Origin of the sequence: Nitrosomonas aestuarii (assembly GCF_003046585.1) — a bacterium.
GTDB classification, from domain to species: Bacteria; Pseudomonadota; Gammaproteobacteria; order Burkholderiales; family Nitrosomonadaceae; genus Nitrosomonas; species Nitrosomonas aestuarii.
Genome location: NZ_QAAE01000017.1, coordinates 25663 through 41647 on the forward strand (window position 1 = coordinate 25663; position 15985 = coordinate 41647).

Here is a 15985-nt window from a genome sequence, read left to right on the forward strand (position 1 = left end):
TGCTGTAATGAATTACTGGCAAAAAGTATTGATTGCCTCGTTTGCTTCATCAATTTTTTGTTGCCGTAGCGTATCGTCAGCATAAATAATGCCGCCCTTACCATCAGGCATTCGCAGACGTGGTGATTCCAAAAATACTCTTAATCTGCTTTGGGAGTCAATACATTTCTGCTTATTTTCCGCTTTTTTTTCCTTGAGTTGTACTTCCATTTTGAGTCTTTCCTCGCGGCGCTTCTCGAATTCCAGCTTTTCATCAGCAAGTGTCTTGGCGTTTCCGGCGTCTTCTTTGTTTTCAGTATTCGTTGTGGGTAAGGGCGTGGGTGCCGATTGAATTTTTAATTCCTGTTTTTTTTGCCCGGTATTTGTCAGTTGTGGTTGATCGGAATATTGGGTTTTCCCATTTGAATCAACCCACTTGTAAACCTGGGCATGCGTTAACATGCTAAAAAATATTAATGAGAGGATGGGTATTAAATAACGCATTTTTTCTCCAAAAAAGCAAATCAATAAATGGCAACATTATGAACATTAACAGTATTGCTTACGGATTAAACGATCATAAGATAAACGTTAAAGCGCGAATAATTCGAGAAATATGTCATTCATTGTGTGAATTGCTGTAAAAATAACATGCGATTTAGATATAATACTGCTTTGCAAAGGATTGTTATTCAATATGCAGTTAATTCAAAAAGCGCTCACTTTTGATGATGTCTTGCTGGTTCCCGCGTATTCATCTGTTTTACCAAGAGAAGTCAGCCTGGCAACACAACTTACACGATCTATTTCACTGAATATTCCATTGGTATCCGCTGCTATGGATACTGTTACAGAGGCGGAACTGGCTATTGCTATTGCGCAGGAAGGGGGTATTGGCATTTTGCACAAGAATATGTCAATTGAATCCCAGGCCGCCCAGGTAGCCAAAGTCAAACGTTTTGAAAGCGGTGTCGTCAAAGACCCGATCACTATACCGCAGAATATGACGGTGCGCGAAGTGCTGGAGTTGATTCGTGCTCACAAAATTTCCGGTCTGCCTGTTGTGCACGGGAAAAAAGTAGTCGGGATTGTAACCAATCGGGATCTTCGTTTCGAAACGAATCTCGATCAGCCCATCAAAAATATCATGACGCCGAAAAAAAGGCTGGTGACAGTCGGTGAAAATACCACGCGCGAAGAAGCGATGGACCTGCTGCATAAGCATCGTCTGGAACGGGTGCTGGTGGTCAACGAGCAGTTTGAATTGAAAGGCCTGATTACCGTTAAGGATATCACCAAAACTTCAGAATATCCGCTGGCCTGCAAGGATGATCAGGAACGTCTGCGTGTGGGCGCAGCTATAGGTGTCGGAGAAGGCAGCGATGAGCGTACCGAAGCCCTGGTAACAGCCGGAGTGGATGTGATCGTTGTAGATACCGCGCATGGGCATTCCCAGAGTGTGCTTGACCGTATTAGCTGGGTTAAGAAACGCTACCCGGATATTCAGGTTATCGGCGGCAATGTGGCCACTGCAGATGCCGCGAGAGCGTTGGTTGACTGCGGCGCAGATGCCGTCAAGGTGGGTATAGGTCCTGGCTCGATTTGCACCACACGTGTTGTTGCAGGGGTTGGTGTGCCGCAGATTACAGCGATTCATAATGTTTCGGAAGCACTCAAAGGAACAGGTGTGTCGGTTATTGCGGATGGGGGGATTCGATATTCGGGCGACATTGCCAAAGCGCTGGCGGCGGGTGCTGATCTGGTGATGCTGGGTGGCTTGCTGGCAGGCACTACCGAGTCGCCTGGTGAAATCGAATTGTACCAGGGTAGGTCTTATAAAACTTATCGTGGCATGGGTTCGTTATCAGCCATGCAACAAGGTTCCAGCGATCGTTATTTCCAGGAAAAAGAGCAAAAAAACAATGATAAGCTAGTGCCTGAGGGCGTGGAAGGGCGCGTGCCTTTTAAAGGCAGTACTGCCCTGGTTATTCATCAACTTATGGGTGGTGTGCGTTCAAGCATGGGCTACCTCGGATGTGCCAGTATTTCGGAAGCTCATGAAAAAGCGGAATTTGTCGAAATTACTGCTGCGGGAGTGCGTGAATCGCATGTTCATGATGTGCAAATCACGAAAGAAGCGCCCAATTATCACGTCAAATAAAAATTTTTTACCATGCACCAGAAAATACTCATCCTGGACTTCGGATCCCAGTATACGCAGCTTATCGCCCGCCGTGTACGTGAAGCAAATGTTTACTGCGAGCTGCATCCATATGATGTAACGCCGGCGTTCATCAAAGATTTTGCTCCGCAGGGCATTATATTATCGGGTGGGCCGGCTTCCGTTATTGAAAAAGAAACCCCGAGAGCGCCGCAGATTGTCTTTGAGCTCGGTATTCCCGTGTTGGGTATCTGTTATGGCATGCAGACTATGGCAGCTCAGTTGGGTGGCTGCGTTGAGAGTGCCGTGATACGAGAATTCGGATATGCGGAAATTGCATCCACCGAACACGGTGTGTTGTTAAGAGATATTGTGGATCACTATGAGCCTGACGGTCGAAATATTCTGGATGTCTGGATGAGTCATGGCGACAAAGTGGAAGCATTGCCGCCGGGTTTTCAGGTGATGGCGTTTAATGCTGCCGCACCGATCGCGGCAATGGCCGATGAAACGCGCCACTTTTACGGTATACAGTTTCATCCTGAAGTCACGCACACTCTGCAAGGCAAAGCCATTATTGCCCGTTTTGTACATGAAATATGTAACCTTGGTCATGATTGGAATATGCCCGATTATGTCGAGGAATCAATTGGTAGAATCCGCGCAAACGTGGGGAATGACCAGGTTATTCTGGGTTTGTCGGGCGGTGTGGATTCCTCGGTTGCAGCAGCATTGATCCATCGCGCGATTGGTGATCAGCTGACCTGTGTTTTTGTCGACAATGGGTTACTACGCGCGCACGAAGCCAGGCAGGTTATGGGTACATTTGCCAGCCACCTGGCGGTAAAAGTAATTCATGTCGATGCCAGTCGGATTTTTTTCGACCGACTAAAAGGCGTTGCCGACCCGGAAGATAAACGCCGTATCATTGGCCGTGAATTTGTGGAGATTTTCCAGGCTGAATCGGCGAAGATTACTGATGTCAGGTGGCTGGCACAAGGTACTATTTATCCGGATGTGATTGAATCAGCAGGAGGAAAGACTAAAAAGGCTAATACCATTAAATCGCATCATAACGTTGGTGGCTTGCCGGAAACGCTGCATTTGAAATTACTTGAACCCTTGCGTGAACTTTTCAAGGATGAAGTGCGCGAACTTGGGCTGGCACTGGGCCTGCCACGTGAAATGGTCTTTCGTCATCCGTTCCCTGGCCCTGGACTCGGCGTGCGAATTCTGGGTGAAGTGAAATATGAGTATGCAGAATTACTCAGACAGGCCGATCAGATTTTTATAGAAGAACTGCAACGTTCCGGCTGGTATGAAAAGACATCGCAGGCATTTGCTGTTTTTCTGCCGGTTAAATCGGTGGGTGTGATGGGTGATGGCCGTACCTATGAATATGTCATCGCATTGCGCGCAGTAGAAACCCAGGATTTTATGACCGCTAACTGGGCTGAGTTGCCTTATTCGTTACTTGGTAAGGTGTCCAACCGCATTATTAATGAGATTCGCGGTATTAACCGGGTGGTGTACGACATTTCCGGAAAACCCCCGGCTACGATCGAGTGGGAATAATTGAAATCGATTTTGTGGGGCGGGCACTAAAAGTACTCTAGAAGTACTCTAGACCAGTTTGTGACAGTCCAACAAGATTGATGTTGTCTTGATTTAATCCTGTTTCAGCAGCCAAAATACCCAGGGATGCGACCGTATGCGTGCCCGAATCCAGTAACGCAACAAAGCGGGTTTCTTCAGCAGCGGAAGGTGTAAAACCGGCGATGTTCTCATATAACAGGTTGACAACTGCCGTGTGGTTGACTGCATCAGCGCCCAGTGCTGCAGTAATTGCGAGTTGCATTAATGTTTCATAGCTTGTGCCGTCATCGAGAAAGCGTAATCCGATACCGACAAATTGTTTGTTTAATACGGATTCCGCGCCGAAAACTGCGCCGATCAATTTGGCTGTCTGGCCTGCATGACCATCCAGATCAAGCGCAACCGAGTTGTCCGAAAACTGGATACGTTCAATATTCACGATTGTATCGGTGCCATCTGTGCCACTATTCTTATGGTTAATAGTCCAGACGTCATCAGTATGTTTTTCCAGTATGTAATCGGCAGATTGACGGGTATAGATAGCTGCGTCGATCGCGTCGTTACCAATGAGCGTGTCATCTCCGCCAAAACCCGAGAGTATATCCCTTCCGGAGCCGCCTTCAATGATCTCGGCGATGTTATGGTCAACAGCAAAAGGAGTCTGGAAGCCTGAGAATACCTGCATGTAATCATTGGCACTGGTGCCATTGGCATCTTCAGGACTGAAAACCGCGCCGGATAACAGGTATCCTTTCAAACCAGCGGTATCCGATGAACGGCTGCCAGCGCCAATCAGATGTGCGGCGGCCAGCATGCCGGACGCTGTTATGGGTTGATCATTGAGAATCTGCCCCTCGTATTTATCGAGTTCCAGGAATTTTATTCTGCTCCACAACATATTATGCCAGTCGCGCACGATGATTTCCTGGACTGTGCCATTATTGAAATAGTCCTGCTTGCTGTTGATACCGTTTTTGCCGGACCAATTACCTGTCCAGTTATTTCTGAATAAATTACTATCACTCTGGTCGATACCGTAGTATCCCAGATCAAAAAGTGCGGCTTCACCGAATTGATACTTACCGATAAAGCCGAATGCGTTTTCGGTGTCATAGTTCTGGACGCCGCCTGGTATGCTTGATGACTCCCTGAAGCCGAGCGTGTCAAAATAATCCTGATATGTATTAATCACGGTGATCTTCCAAAGATTGCAGTAGTATTGTCTGGTTTGTTTGTCGTAAGTTGCCGTTTTTCCAGTAATATAGGGTGTATTTCTTCACCCCGGAAAGATTGCTGCCGTTTTTCTCGATAGTATTGTCTTTTTCATAATGTGTTAACCGGATTGCAATATTGCGATGACCGTCACTCAAACCTTCGAGTATGAAAATATCGTTAGTCCCGCTGCGCGTTGTTTTATACGCAAGTCTTTTAAGCGTGGCATTGTGTTGAAAAATGATCAGATGACAACCGGCGCTGCCGCAGAGGCCGGAACCGGAGAGATATAAAAAAACTTCATCGATACCATCATCATTCAGATCATATTTTGCAATTTCACCTTTGGGTAATTTCGATGGAAATTTATCATGCGCTTTTTTCCAGCTGGAAGTGATGATGCCCGGTGTGCCATGGGCATTCAGTAGCGAGTCGACCGCTTGTTTGCTTATTTGTTCAAACTTCAACTTGACAGGGTCTTTTTTTTCAGCGTAAACAGTTGCTGCTATGGTGGTTATGACAATCAACAACAATATATTAAACAGCTTCATCTGGGTGCATTAATATATACGCATGAAAATACTGCATCAATTATATATCAATATCGACGAGGTTATTGCAACATGAAGATCACTATTATTGGGACCGGACAGGTTGGTTCGACAATTGCGTATGCCGTGGTGCTGCAAGGTTTATGTAACCACCTGGTTCTGGCCGGCCGGAATCTTACCAAAGCACAAGGCGATGTGCTGGATTTACAGCATACCCTGTCGTTTTGTGAACGCCCGATGACTATTGAAAGCAGTGCGATTGAAGATGTCAAAGACAGTGACATTCTGGTAATTACGGCCTCCGCGAAAGGACAGGGGAAAATGGCTAGCCGAATGGAATTGGGGGTGGCTAATGTCGAAATATTCAAAAAATTGATTCCGCTCCTGGTGAGGAACAATCCTCAGGCGCTTTTAGTTATCATCTCCAACCCCGTCGATGTGTTGACTTATCTAGCTACACAGTTGGCTGGATTGCCGTCTTCAAGAATAATGGGGGTGGGCACACTGGTTGATTCAGCCCGCTTTAGAGTGTTGTTGTCAATTGAAGAACGGATCCATCCTGATGACTTGCGTACTTATATTCTGGGGGAGCATGGGCCAAATCAGTTTCCGGTTTTCAGTAATGCTTTCGCAGGCAGCGAACGCATCGCCGATAATCCTGCGCATCGCCGAATTTTTCATGAAGTCACCGAAGCCGGTTTTGATGTTTATAATTTGAAAGGCTACACTAACTTTGCGATTGCAACCGCTGCTTGTGAAGTGCTTAAAACCATTGCGTATGACGACCATAGAACCATGCCACTAAGTACCTATTTCAAAGAATGGCAGGGCATTGAAGATAACTGTTTCAGCATTCCTGTGGTCGTTGGTCGTGCCGGTATTATCAGACACTTACACCCTAATCTGAATCAGATTGAAAAAAACGCTTTAGGGAAATCTGCGAAATTAATCAAAGACAATATTAACAACCTGATTAATGCTGAAAATAATAAATCGGTATAGTGGCAAGTCACAGGCCTACTGTCGTGCAGGATAAAAATTTTCTCAAATCTTACCTGCACGACAATGCTTTCTTAAGTCACTACAGTAAGACTACTTGGGTTGTTTTACTTTTCTGAGGTAAGGTTTCACAGTTTCCCAACCATCAGGATAAACCTTCTCAGCTTCTTCATTGCTAACTGCAGGCACGATAATCACATCTTCACCTCGTTGCCAGTTTACAGGGGTAGCAACTTTGTGCCTGGCTGTTAATTGCATGGAGTCAATTACGCGTAAAATTTCGTTAAAGTTCCGTCCCGTCGTCATGGGGTATGTCATCATCAGTTTGATGTTTTTATCAGGACCAATGACAAAGACCGAGCGTACAGTTGCATTTGTCAATGCTGTGCGGCCTTCAGCAGAACCGGTCTCATCTGCAGGAAACATGTTATATAGCTTGGCAATATGCAGGTCGGTATCAGCAATAACCGGATATTGAATCGATGATCCACCGACATCTTCAACATCCTTCAACCATTTTTCGTGATCATTGAGCGGGTCAATACTGAGGCCGATAATTTTGGTATTTCGTTTATCAAACTCAGACTGAATACTGGCCATATAACCTAATTCAGTGGTGCAGACAGGCGTGAAATCCTTCGGGTGTGAAAATAATACCGCCCAGCCATCTCCAATCCACTCATGGAAATCGATTTTGCCCTGTGTAGTTGCTGCTTGGAAATTAGGTGCCTGATCGTTAATGCGTAACGCCATAATAAACTCCTTTGTTTACGGTGATATTTTGACAGATGAAATCATGAAATATTGTTCAGTAAATTGAACCGACAGTTTAACGCGACTGTAACAGTTGAACAAATGGAAAGGGGTTGTGGCGTACTTTTAACTAAAAACAGCACTGCTCTCTAGCAGCGCTGTCATGGCAAACAGATTGTAAATCTAAGCGATGGTATTAATGTTTTGTCCCAGATGTGAGGGTAAATTCTGCGCGGGTGTGTTATCTGGAATTGCTTCAATTAAAGCCATGGCATTTTCAGAACTGATATCAAGCGCTTTTTTAAAAACTGCCGTGCCGGAAGCCTGTTGGATATAGGCCTCACTCATCGCGGTTGCCGTGCTGGCTATACCGGTAACATTCATAAAACCTCCTTTTAAGTGATATGTTTTACATGCCACTGTTAACGGCATTTAAAGTAAGTTAATTGAGTGACTGATCCGATGATGGTTTGTTTTTGAATTGTGGTGTAGGTTAGTACCCAACCTCTTATAAATATTTTCTAAAAAGCGGCGGTAAAAAGTTTCTTACATTATCACGCCAGTCATGTCCAACTGTAATCGGAACCCTGGCTAAATAATGAATGTTGTCGGTGCTTTTACCATCCAGGTAGACATAATAATTTCCAATTTCATCAAGTCTGAAAACCTGTGTGATTACTCCTGACGGGTGTGTTCGTGCCGGGATGGAAAAGATCTCATGCTCTTCATGGTTTTGATCTTCAAGCAATGTTAATTTAACCAGACGCAGCGCCAGCGAAACATCACGTATCGCATCCGGATGCAGCAGATCAATCGATATATTCAACGTGCCGGGCTGCGGTATTTTGCCGCATTGAACGGGTATGTAAGGTGTTCTTGGCTCATCTTCAGAGACTTCGTAGTCATCGGAAAGATAATAGCTGGAATAACCGATTGTCAAAGTTTCGGTTTCAATGGTGCAGGTAGTACCACGAAAACCTTTGGGGTAGGTTTCAGATGAATCTCCCTGCGAGCTGACCTGTAAAAGCGCACCGAACATGATGAAAGCGGCGAAAATGCTGATTCCGATTATCAGCTGAAATCTGCGGGATGACACTCTGGTCGTGGGTAGCATAAAAATCCTTTTTCAATACATGCAAAAAAGATGATTTTATATCAGGCAGAACTGATTCGGCGTTTTATTCAGTTAGCATTCAGGTAGGTCTTTATAGAATGACGCCATAGTAGCAACGGACTCGATAAATTAACTGTAATGGAGGTGTATGATGAAAGAAACAATAACAAAAAGTTTTATGCCAGCCAGTTTGTTATGGGTGATGGTATTGGGGTTGACGCTAAGCGTATCCACGTTGGCCGAAGCTGGTCGCGGTCATCATAAACATCGTCACCATCATCATGGGCACCATCATCATCATCACTATCATGACGGATATACAGTGATTTATAATCAACCGCGTGGCTATTACAATCAGGCTTATTATCCTCAGCCAATATATTATCCGGCGCCTGCGCCCGTTTATGCACCGCCGCCTGTTTATGCTTATCCGCCAAATGTGATGTTCGATATTTCTACGGATATAGGACATTTTATGTTCCGTCACTGATAAGCAAGCTGATAATCAAGTCTGGTAACGGTTGATTGCAAGCGTACTCTGTTGTCGGATTGGTTTAGTTGGTTTGTTAAGCAAAAAGTACTTGTTCACAGCTCTTCTCAGGCAATTTCTCCTCCTGTCTGAAATTAAACGCCGTCTTTTGACGGCGTATTTTTTCGCTTTGCCGCCCTGTCTGATAAAATTATAAATATTACTTGCACAGCGGCAATACGCCCTTATTTACAAAAATATATGAATAACAACATAACTCAAATTGAATGATCACTTCGACGCATGCTTCTTGTGCCAGTAATATGGAAATTGCTACATGGCTTGAATCAATAGCAGCCCGGCTTTCATCCAGTGACAATGCGCTGCTTAGGAACACGCTGGATTATGTTTGGCAATACTATGACGGTCAACGTCTGTCATCGGGTGAGCAAGTAATTCATCATATGCTGGGAACGGTTACGATCCTGGCCTCACTGAAGGTCGATACCGATACGCTGGCGGCCGGTATCCTGCATGCCATGCCGGATTATCTGGATGACTATGCAAATCAGCTGCACACCGATTTTAATCCAACGGTTGTGCATCTGGTTGAGGGTGTGGCGCGCATGGCGCGTATTAAAGCTCTGGGTTTCAGAAACAATCTGGCTGGACATGTTACGCAGGTAGAGGCGTTGCGTAAAATGCTGCTGGCGATGGCAGAAGATATTCGTGTTGTCGTCATCACGCTCGCAAGCCGTGCACAAACCATGCGGTATGTTGTATCAACTGATATTCCTGAGCGTATGGATATTGCATTTGAAACCATGGATATCTTCGCACCGTTGGCCAATCGGTTAGGCTTATGGCAAGTCAAATGGGAACTGGAAGATTTGTCCTTTCGCATACTCGAGCCGGCACGATATAAAAAAATCGCCCGTTTGCTGGAGGAAACACGCGTCAGCCGGGAACAGTATATTGCCTTAGTCGTTGCGGAATTACAGCGTGCGTTGCAACAGGCCGGTATCCGTGCGGCTGTTAACGGTCGACCCAAGCATATTTACAGTATCCACAAGAAGATGAAACGCAAGGATCTGGATTTCGGTGAGATTTATGATGCACGCGCGGTGCGCATTCTGGTGGATGATATATCAGATTGCTATGCTGCACTGGGAATTGTGCACAGCATGTGGATACCCATTCCGAAAGAATTTGATGATTACATTGCCAAACCCAAAAGCAATGGATACCGTTCATTGCATACTGCGGTTACCGGCTTGGAAAATAAAGCGGTGGAAATTCAGATCCGTACGCATGAAATGCATCGTCATTCCGAACTGGGTGTTGCTGCGCACTGGCGTTACAAGGAAGGATCAACGCGTGACGCGCGTTACGAGGAGAAAATCACCTGGTTACGCCAGATTCTTGAATGGAAAGACGATGTCTCGGATGATGGAGAATTGGCTGAGCATTTTAAAACGGCGTTATTTGAAGATTCGGTATATGTGCTGACTCCGCAAGGCAACGTGATCGCTTTGCCGAAGGGTGCGACACCATTGGATTTTGCTTATCATGTACATACCGACCTTGGACACCGCTGTCGTGGCGCAAAAGTTGATGGGGTGATGGTTGCGCTGGATTATCAATTACAAAACGCACAGAAAGTGGAAATTCTGCCGGCCAAAGCGGGTGGACCAAGCCGCGACTGGTTAAATGATGCGTTGGGCTATCTGAAAAGCCCTCGCGCGCGATCCAAGGTCAGGCAGTGGTTTAATCATCAGGTACTCAAAACAACGTTGGTGCAAGGCCGGACAATTGTGGAAAAATTACTGCAGCGCCATGGTGCAACGGCAATGAGCCTGGATAAACTTGCTGCTCAATTTAATTTTCCGAGACCGAACGATTTTTTCATGGCTGTCGCCAAAGGTGAGATCAGTCAGCACCAACTGGAAAAGATTCTGACCGGACAAATAGTGTCTGCTGCAGCGCAGCCGGACATGCTTATGGACAGAAAATCGACTAAGCGCCCGGTTTCACAACAAACAGGCGAAGAAATTTTGGTCAATGGTGTCGGTGGGCTACTTTCAGTACTGGCCAAATGTTGTAAACCCGTTCCGCCCGATCCTATCGTTGGTTTTGTAACCCGGCACGGACGCGGTATTTCTATCCATCGCCAGAATTGTCTTAATATGCCGCAGTTATTGCGTAAAAATGCTGACCGTATTGTTGAAGCGGACTGGGGGACAATTAATGACAAAGCTTTTCCGGTGGATGTGGAAATCAGGGCTCATGATAGGCAATGGTTACTGCGCGATATTTCCGAAATCTTGTCTCGGGAGAAAGTAAATGCTGTTGCGATGAATACACAAACCCGACGGAGTATGACAAATATACAGTTAACGCTAGAAGTCAATGAAATAAAACAACTGAGCCGGGTGCTGGCGCTGCTAAAGGAACTTCCCGGTGTGACGGTGACGGGGCGGAGAAACCGGTAAAAGGCAAAGCTGCGGAAGCGAAATGAAATAGATGATACAGTGAGTGTTGTCGTGACGCTTAAAAACAGTTTTAGCCGTTTAGTTTTCCGCGTTTACGACTTTTGATAATTGTTATTGCCATGTGCTGGATTTTTATTTTGGCATCAACGGTGACTGCTTAACGGACCGGAGTGATAAATAGACTGTGATAAATTTTTCAGTTGGGAGCATGGTATGAACGCAGATCCCAAGACCCGGAATATGGCCTTGTTTTGTGATTTTGAAAATATCGCATTGGGTGTACGTGACGCAAAGTATGCGGCATTTGATATCAAGCTGGTGCTGGTGCGTTTGTTGCTTAAAGGCAATATCGTTGTCAAAAAAGCCTATTGCGACTGGGAGCGCTACAAGGAGTTTAAAGCGGGCATGCATGAGGCGGCTTTTGAGCTGATCGAGATACCACATGTGCGTCAATCAGGCAAAAATTCAGCCGATATCCGGATGGTCGTGGATGCACTTGATCTTTGCTACACAAAATCGCACGTCGATATTTTTGTGATTATCAGTGGAGACTCCGACTTTTCGGCCTTAGTGAGTAAACTGCGAGAAAACAATAAGGTGGTTATCGGTGTCGGCGTCAAAAAGTCCACTTCCGATTTGTTGATCGCCAATTGCGATGAATTTATCTATTATGATGATTTAATTAGAGAAGCAGGAAAACAACGCAAAGCCAAGCGCAAAACACCAGCAGTTAAAAAAGCAGTAGCACCAACAGTGCCGAAGTCGGAAGCGGATAAGCAGCAGGAGGCACTGGATCTGGTTATGGAGACGGTCGAAGACTTGTTTGAAGAACGCGGCGAAGAGGAAAAAGTATGGGGTTCAATGGTCAAACAAACGCTGAAACGGCGTAAACCAGGTTTTAACGAAACCTATCATGGATTTCGTACCTTTGGGAAATTGCTGGAAGCCGCACAGGAAAATAAACTGCTTAATCTTGAATATGATGATAAATCAGGCGGTTATATAATTAAAAGTATTGTTCAAGAGGAATAGAGCGGTGTTGTGGTTGGTAACAGACATTTCCGATTCAAGGCCTGTTCTTTTTGTCAATGAACGTAAATAAGGGAACAGAATTAAAATATAGACGCTGAAAAGTCTACTAATAATATACAGAACTTTTCAAAAATGCCTGATTGGGAAGGTTGAACTTGATTTGCCAAAAATGAAATCGCAAAAGTATCCTTGTTTTTTTAGATTGAAAAAGACGGTAACCATTAGATTAAATGGGTAAAAGTAAAAATAAGAATGATAACTCCATAAGTGTTAAATACGTGCTGATTGTTGCCCGGGATTCAGATTTGGGCTAATACAAATAACAATCGCTCTGAAATTAATAATTCTGTATGATTTTTATTGTCTGAAACTTGTAGTCAATCTCTAAATGGTTCGTGCAAGGCAGTTCGAGCAGTATCCAGATTTCTTAGTGTTTTTATTGTATTTGGATGATTTTTTCCTAGGGATTTTTCTAGTGTAGACAGTGCAAGTTCATAATACTCAATTGCCTTGTAGTATTCTCCCAATGAATACCATACCAAGCCCAGGTTATTTCGGCGTGTTGCTACACTGGGATGATTCTCTCCATAGGTCTTAAGGTCGCTTGCCAGCGCAAGTTCAAAATATTCAATTGCCTTGTGGTGCTCGTCTAGTGAATTCCACGCTAAGCCCAGATTGTTTCGATTTCTAGCGACACTGGGATGGTTTTCTCCATAGGTTTTAAGATTGCTTGCCAGTGCAATTTCATAATACTCAATCGCCTTGCGGTGTTCACCTAGTGAATTCCACACCGAACCCAAATTGTTGCGGGTTGATGCCACATTAGGGTGATTCTCTCCGTAGGATTTGAGTTCGCTTGCCAGCGCAAGCTCATAATATTCAATTGCCTTGCGGTGTTCTTTTAGTGAATTCCATGCAGAAGCCAGGTTGTTCCGTGTTATTGCGACATCAGGATGATTTTCTCCATGGGTCTTAATGCCCTGTGTCAGCGCCTGTTCATAATACTCAATCGCCTTGTGGAATTTACCCAATGAAAACCAAGCCGAACCCAGGTTGTTTCGAATGGATGCTACATTAGGGTAATTCTCTCCATAGGTCTTAAGATCGCTTGCCAGTGCAAGCTCATAGTAATTGATGGCCTTGTGGAATTCGCCTAAAGAATGCCATGCTAAACCCAGATTATTTCGGGTTGTTGCCACTTTGGGGTGATCTTCTCCGTAGGACTTAAGATTGCCTGCCAATGCAGGCTCAAGGTATTCAATGGCTTGCTTGTAATGAGCGAGCCTAAAATGTAACAAGCCGATTTCATTCAAGTACAGCGCATTATCAGCTTGAATGGAGATGGCCTTTTCATAATAATCAAGTGCTTCACGGTAGGCTAGTTGCAATTCTTTGATCGAGCCCAAATCGTAAGCATTTCTGGCAGCGACTTCAGAAAATTGATCTTGTTCTTTTAATTTCTGTGAAAACGACTCTTTCAATAATGCTTCAGTTGCATTCAGTTCACCTTCTGCTAACAATTCTCGCGCTTTGGCAGCCAATTTGTCTGTTGCCGGGCGCTTGGTCAAATCAGTTATTAATTCATTGTATTTTTTTAACCAATAATCGATTTCTGTTTTTGCTCCGACCAGATCTGCATTCTTTTGCACGATCAATCTCTCCAGTTGTGTTATAACCTTTGGAGATATGCCATTACAATTGATGGTGATATTTTCTTTTGTAACGTTGACTGCCGGGCTGCACCATTCTTCCGTTTTCTGGTCTTCCGGGCTGGCATCAACGGTTGTTGTTAACACATAACACAAGAGCAAAAAAATAAATCGACAGGTAGTCATGAGTTTTCAATTGGATTTGGATGGATAATATCGATGATTATGGTTCTATTGGTATTGATTGTCGTCGTAATGTGTGGCTTGTCGTGTTTCTGATGGTGTACTGTTTGTAATATTTAACACTTTTACGGTTCCAATCATCAAAATGAACAGGATTAATGCTCTGTTTGTGTGTCAGTGATCTGCACCAGCCTTGCATAATCAATTATTCTTGTCTGGCAGGGCTCTTCATTCTGAACTAACGAAGATTTCAAAGATTGTATCAGAATATATTGCCAGAATTGATAGAGGCGAGAGAAACAATTGGGTTTGGGGGCTTGGAGTTTGCCGGACAAAGAGCCCGGTATGAGTTTTTATGACTGTGTCTGAATGGTTTCAGAAAAAAGTACCAAGAATATCAATAGTATCAATGGAATCATTACCGGTCGAGTTTAAGCAAATCTACTATGGCTGGTCAGTTTCAAAAACTACAACTGGTGCTTGAGTGTGCTGTAGTAACCAAACCAAAGGTATCTTTGGATCAGGATGTTCAGTGAGGTTGTCCAATAAATGCCGTTTGTTTTTTCCGGTTACCACGAGAATAACATGCCCGCTGCTGGCCAGTGCCTCGAGTGACAGACTTACACGAGAGGAAGGAGCAAGGGGAGGATAAACAGCAAAACTGAGTTGTTCATTTCTTTCTTCATATTTTTCATGCAATTTCAAACCAGGAAACAGTGATGCAATATGGCCGTCTTCACCAAGGCCGAGTACTGTGAGAGTAAAAGGCTGCGGTATTTGTTTCAGGCGCTGCTGGATCTCTGGGATAGCTTCGGCAGGAGTGTCATGCCTGGTTTTGAGTCCGATGAATTGCGCTTGACCCTCTACGTGTTCGGGTAAATGTGCCAGCAAATGTTTTCTGACCAGATATTCGTTCGAGCCTTCTGACTTGGTATCCACCCAGCGCTCGTCACTCAAGGTAACGGTAATGCGGTTCCAGGGGAGTGATTTTGCCGCCAGTGCGGGCAGATAAAAACGAGGAGTATTGCCGCCGGGGACGACGAGGCTGACTGCTTTTTGACTTTTAAGTGCATTGGACAAAACGGCTGCAGCATAATCGGCGAAGCTGTAGGCGAGTTCCGCAATGTCCGTGCAATAATTTCTTTCCATAACAGACTATGGACTGACGAGAGAACATAAATCAGGGACTACCTTTGTTTCAGGCGGAAACGGATTGTCATCACCGGGGCGCACACGGCCCAAGAAAGCGGTCCCATTGGCCTGTGCACCTTCATAATCGGCCATGGCATCGCCAATCATCAAGACTGATTCGGCTTTTAATGCATGATCGGACAGGATTTCCGCGATCAGCGTTTTTTTGAGTTTGGGCGCGCCGCGTACTTGTTTAAAATAGGGTGACAATCCGCGTCGTTCGACGATAATCTTAAGTTCAACCTCCGGCGTGCCGGAAGCGACAAAAAGCGGCATTTTCTCGGCCTGCTGGTGGATAAGTTCATAAGCGCCGGGCACCGCGTCACAGGCGACAACAGCTTCTACCACGAGTTCGGAAAAACGACGATCCAGTTCTTTTTCTTTTTCCGGTGTCAGTGACGGTCCATTCAGCAAGTGTTGTTGAAAATAACGGAATTTGTTGTAGCGTGACAGGCCGCCATTTTGCGTATGGTATTTGACGACTTCAGCGACCACGTCTTCACCATAGGGACGGTAAAGTTCTGCAAATGCCTGTGTCTTGATTTCGCCGGATTCTGCAACAACACCGTCAAAGTCAAAAATAATCGCTTGCCAGTCTGTCATT

The 15985-nt window shown here is 45.0% G+C and carries 15 protein-coding genes; 6 read left to right on the forward strand and 9 right to left on the reverse strand.

Annotated elements, in window-relative coordinates; genetic code table 11:
• Nucleotides 1-12: 12 nt before the first annotated feature.
• Nucleotides 13-483, reverse strand: coding sequence for a DUF4124 domain-containing protein (locus C8R11_RS12550; RefSeq protein WP_090698957.1), 471 nt, complete (start codon nucleotides 481-483; stop codon nucleotides 13-15).
• A gap of 193 nt (nucleotides 484-676) precedes the next feature.
• Here C8R11_RS12550 and guaB point away from each other — a divergent pair, with 193 nt between their 5' ends.
• Together guaB and guaA are read left to right on the forward strand one after the other, a co-directional pair.
• Nucleotides 677-2140, forward strand: a complete 1464-nt coding sequence (gene guaB, locus C8R11_RS12555; RefSeq protein ID WP_107795999.1) for an IMP dehydrogenase — start codon at nucleotides 677-679, stop codon at nucleotides 2138-2140.
• A 12-nt stretch (nucleotides 2141-2152) separates the two neighbouring features.
• Nucleotides 2153-3715: a glutamine-hydrolyzing GMP synthase gene (gene guaA, locus C8R11_RS12560; RefSeq protein ID WP_107796000.1), complete on the forward strand. Its 1563-nt coding sequence runs from the start codon at nucleotides 2153-2155 to the stop codon at nucleotides 3713-3715.
• A gap of 37 nt (nucleotides 3716-3752) precedes the next feature.
• Here the strand turns inward: guaA and C8R11_RS12565 are convergent, their stop codons facing one another.
• Together C8R11_RS12565 and C8R11_RS12570 are read right to left on the reverse strand one after the other, a co-directional pair.
• A complete protein-coding gene (locus C8R11_RS12565) occupies nucleotides 3753-4928 on the reverse strand; it encodes a calcium-binding protein (protein WP_107796001.1) in 1176 nt (391 codons plus the stop codon).
• The gene (locus C8R11_RS12570; RefSeq protein WP_107796002.1) at nucleotides 4921-5499 is read right to left on the reverse strand and encodes a hypothetical protein; all 579 of its coding nucleotides are present in this window, start codon (nucleotides 5497-5499) and stop codon (nucleotides 4921-4923) included. Before C8R11_RS12570 ends, C8R11_RS12565 begins: the two co-directional genes overlap by 8 nt.
• A gap of 72 nt (nucleotides 5500-5571) precedes the next feature.
• Here C8R11_RS12570 and C8R11_RS12575 point away from each other — a divergent pair, with 72 nt between their 5' ends.
• The gene (locus C8R11_RS12575; protein WP_107796003.1) at nucleotides 5572-6501 is read left to right on the forward strand and encodes a malate dehydrogenase; all 930 of its coding nucleotides are present in this window, start codon (nucleotides 5572-5574) and stop codon (nucleotides 6499-6501) included.
• A 90-nt stretch (nucleotides 6502-6591) separates the two neighbouring features.
• Here C8R11_RS12575 and C8R11_RS12580 read toward each other — a convergent pair whose 3' ends face one another.
• The 3 genes from C8R11_RS12580 to C8R11_RS12590 form a co-directional block, all read right to left on the reverse strand.
• A complete protein-coding gene (locus tag C8R11_RS12580; protein ID WP_107796004.1) occupies nucleotides 6592-7251 on the reverse strand; it encodes a peroxiredoxin in 660 nt (219 codons plus the stop codon).
• A 183-nt stretch (nucleotides 7252-7434) separates the two neighbouring features.
• A complete protein-coding gene (locus C8R11_RS12585; RefSeq protein WP_107796005.1) occupies nucleotides 7435-7635 on the reverse strand; it encodes a YjfB family protein in 201 nt (66 codons plus the stop codon).
• A 124-nt stretch (nucleotides 7636-7759) separates the two neighbouring features.
• Nucleotides 7760-8365: a hypothetical protein gene (locus tag C8R11_RS12590; protein ID WP_107796006.1), complete on the reverse strand. Its 606-nt coding sequence runs from the start codon at nucleotides 8363-8365 to the stop codon at nucleotides 7760-7762.
• 151 nt (nucleotides 8366-8516) lie between these two features.
• On the opposite strand from C8R11_RS12590, the gene C8R11_RS12595 reads away from it, so the two are divergent.
• The 3 genes from C8R11_RS12595 to C8R11_RS12605 all read left to right on the forward strand — a co-directional run bounded on the left by C8R11_RS12595 (nucleotide 8517) and on the right by C8R11_RS12605 (nucleotide 12358).
• On the forward strand, nucleotides 8517-8855 hold the full coding sequence (locus C8R11_RS12595; RefSeq protein WP_107796007.1) for a hypothetical protein: 339 nt from the start codon (nucleotides 8517-8519) through the stop codon (nucleotides 8853-8855).
• A 266-nt stretch (nucleotides 8856-9121) separates the two neighbouring features.
• On the forward strand, nucleotides 9122-11326 hold the full coding sequence (locus C8R11_RS12600) for a RelA/SpoT family protein (protein WP_107796008.1): 2205 nt from the start codon (nucleotides 9122-9124) through the stop codon (nucleotides 11324-11326).
• 213 nt (nucleotides 11327-11539) lie between these two features.
• Nucleotides 11540-12358 carry an NYN domain-containing protein gene (locus C8R11_RS12605; protein WP_107796009.1) on the forward strand — a complete coding sequence of 273 codons (819 nt, stop codon included), beginning with the start codon at nucleotides 11540-11542 and terminating at the stop codon, nucleotides 12356-12358.
• Nucleotides 12359-12735: 377 nt separating this feature from the next.
• Here the strand turns inward: C8R11_RS12605 and C8R11_RS12610 are convergent, their stop codons facing one another.
• The 3 genes from C8R11_RS12610 to C8R11_RS12620 form a co-directional block, all read right to left on the reverse strand.
• Complete coding sequence (locus C8R11_RS12610; protein WP_107796010.1) at nucleotides 12736-14193, reverse strand: tetratricopeptide repeat protein; 1458 nt, start codon at nucleotides 14191-14193, stop codon at nucleotides 12736-12738.
• 441 nt (nucleotides 14194-14634) lie between these two features.
• Nucleotides 14635-15339 carry a 6-phosphogluconolactonase gene (gene pgl, locus C8R11_RS12615; protein ID WP_107796011.1) on the reverse strand — a complete coding sequence of 235 codons (705 nt, stop codon included), beginning with the start codon at nucleotides 15337-15339 and terminating at the stop codon, nucleotides 14635-14637.
• A gap of 6 nt (nucleotides 15340-15345) precedes the next feature.
• Nucleotides 15346-15984 (reverse strand): HAD family hydrolase, encoded by a 639-nt coding sequence (locus C8R11_RS12620; protein ID WP_244907676.1) that lies wholly within the window; start codon nucleotides 15982-15984, stop codon nucleotides 15346-15348.
• Nucleotide 15985 lies beyond the last annotated feature (1 nt).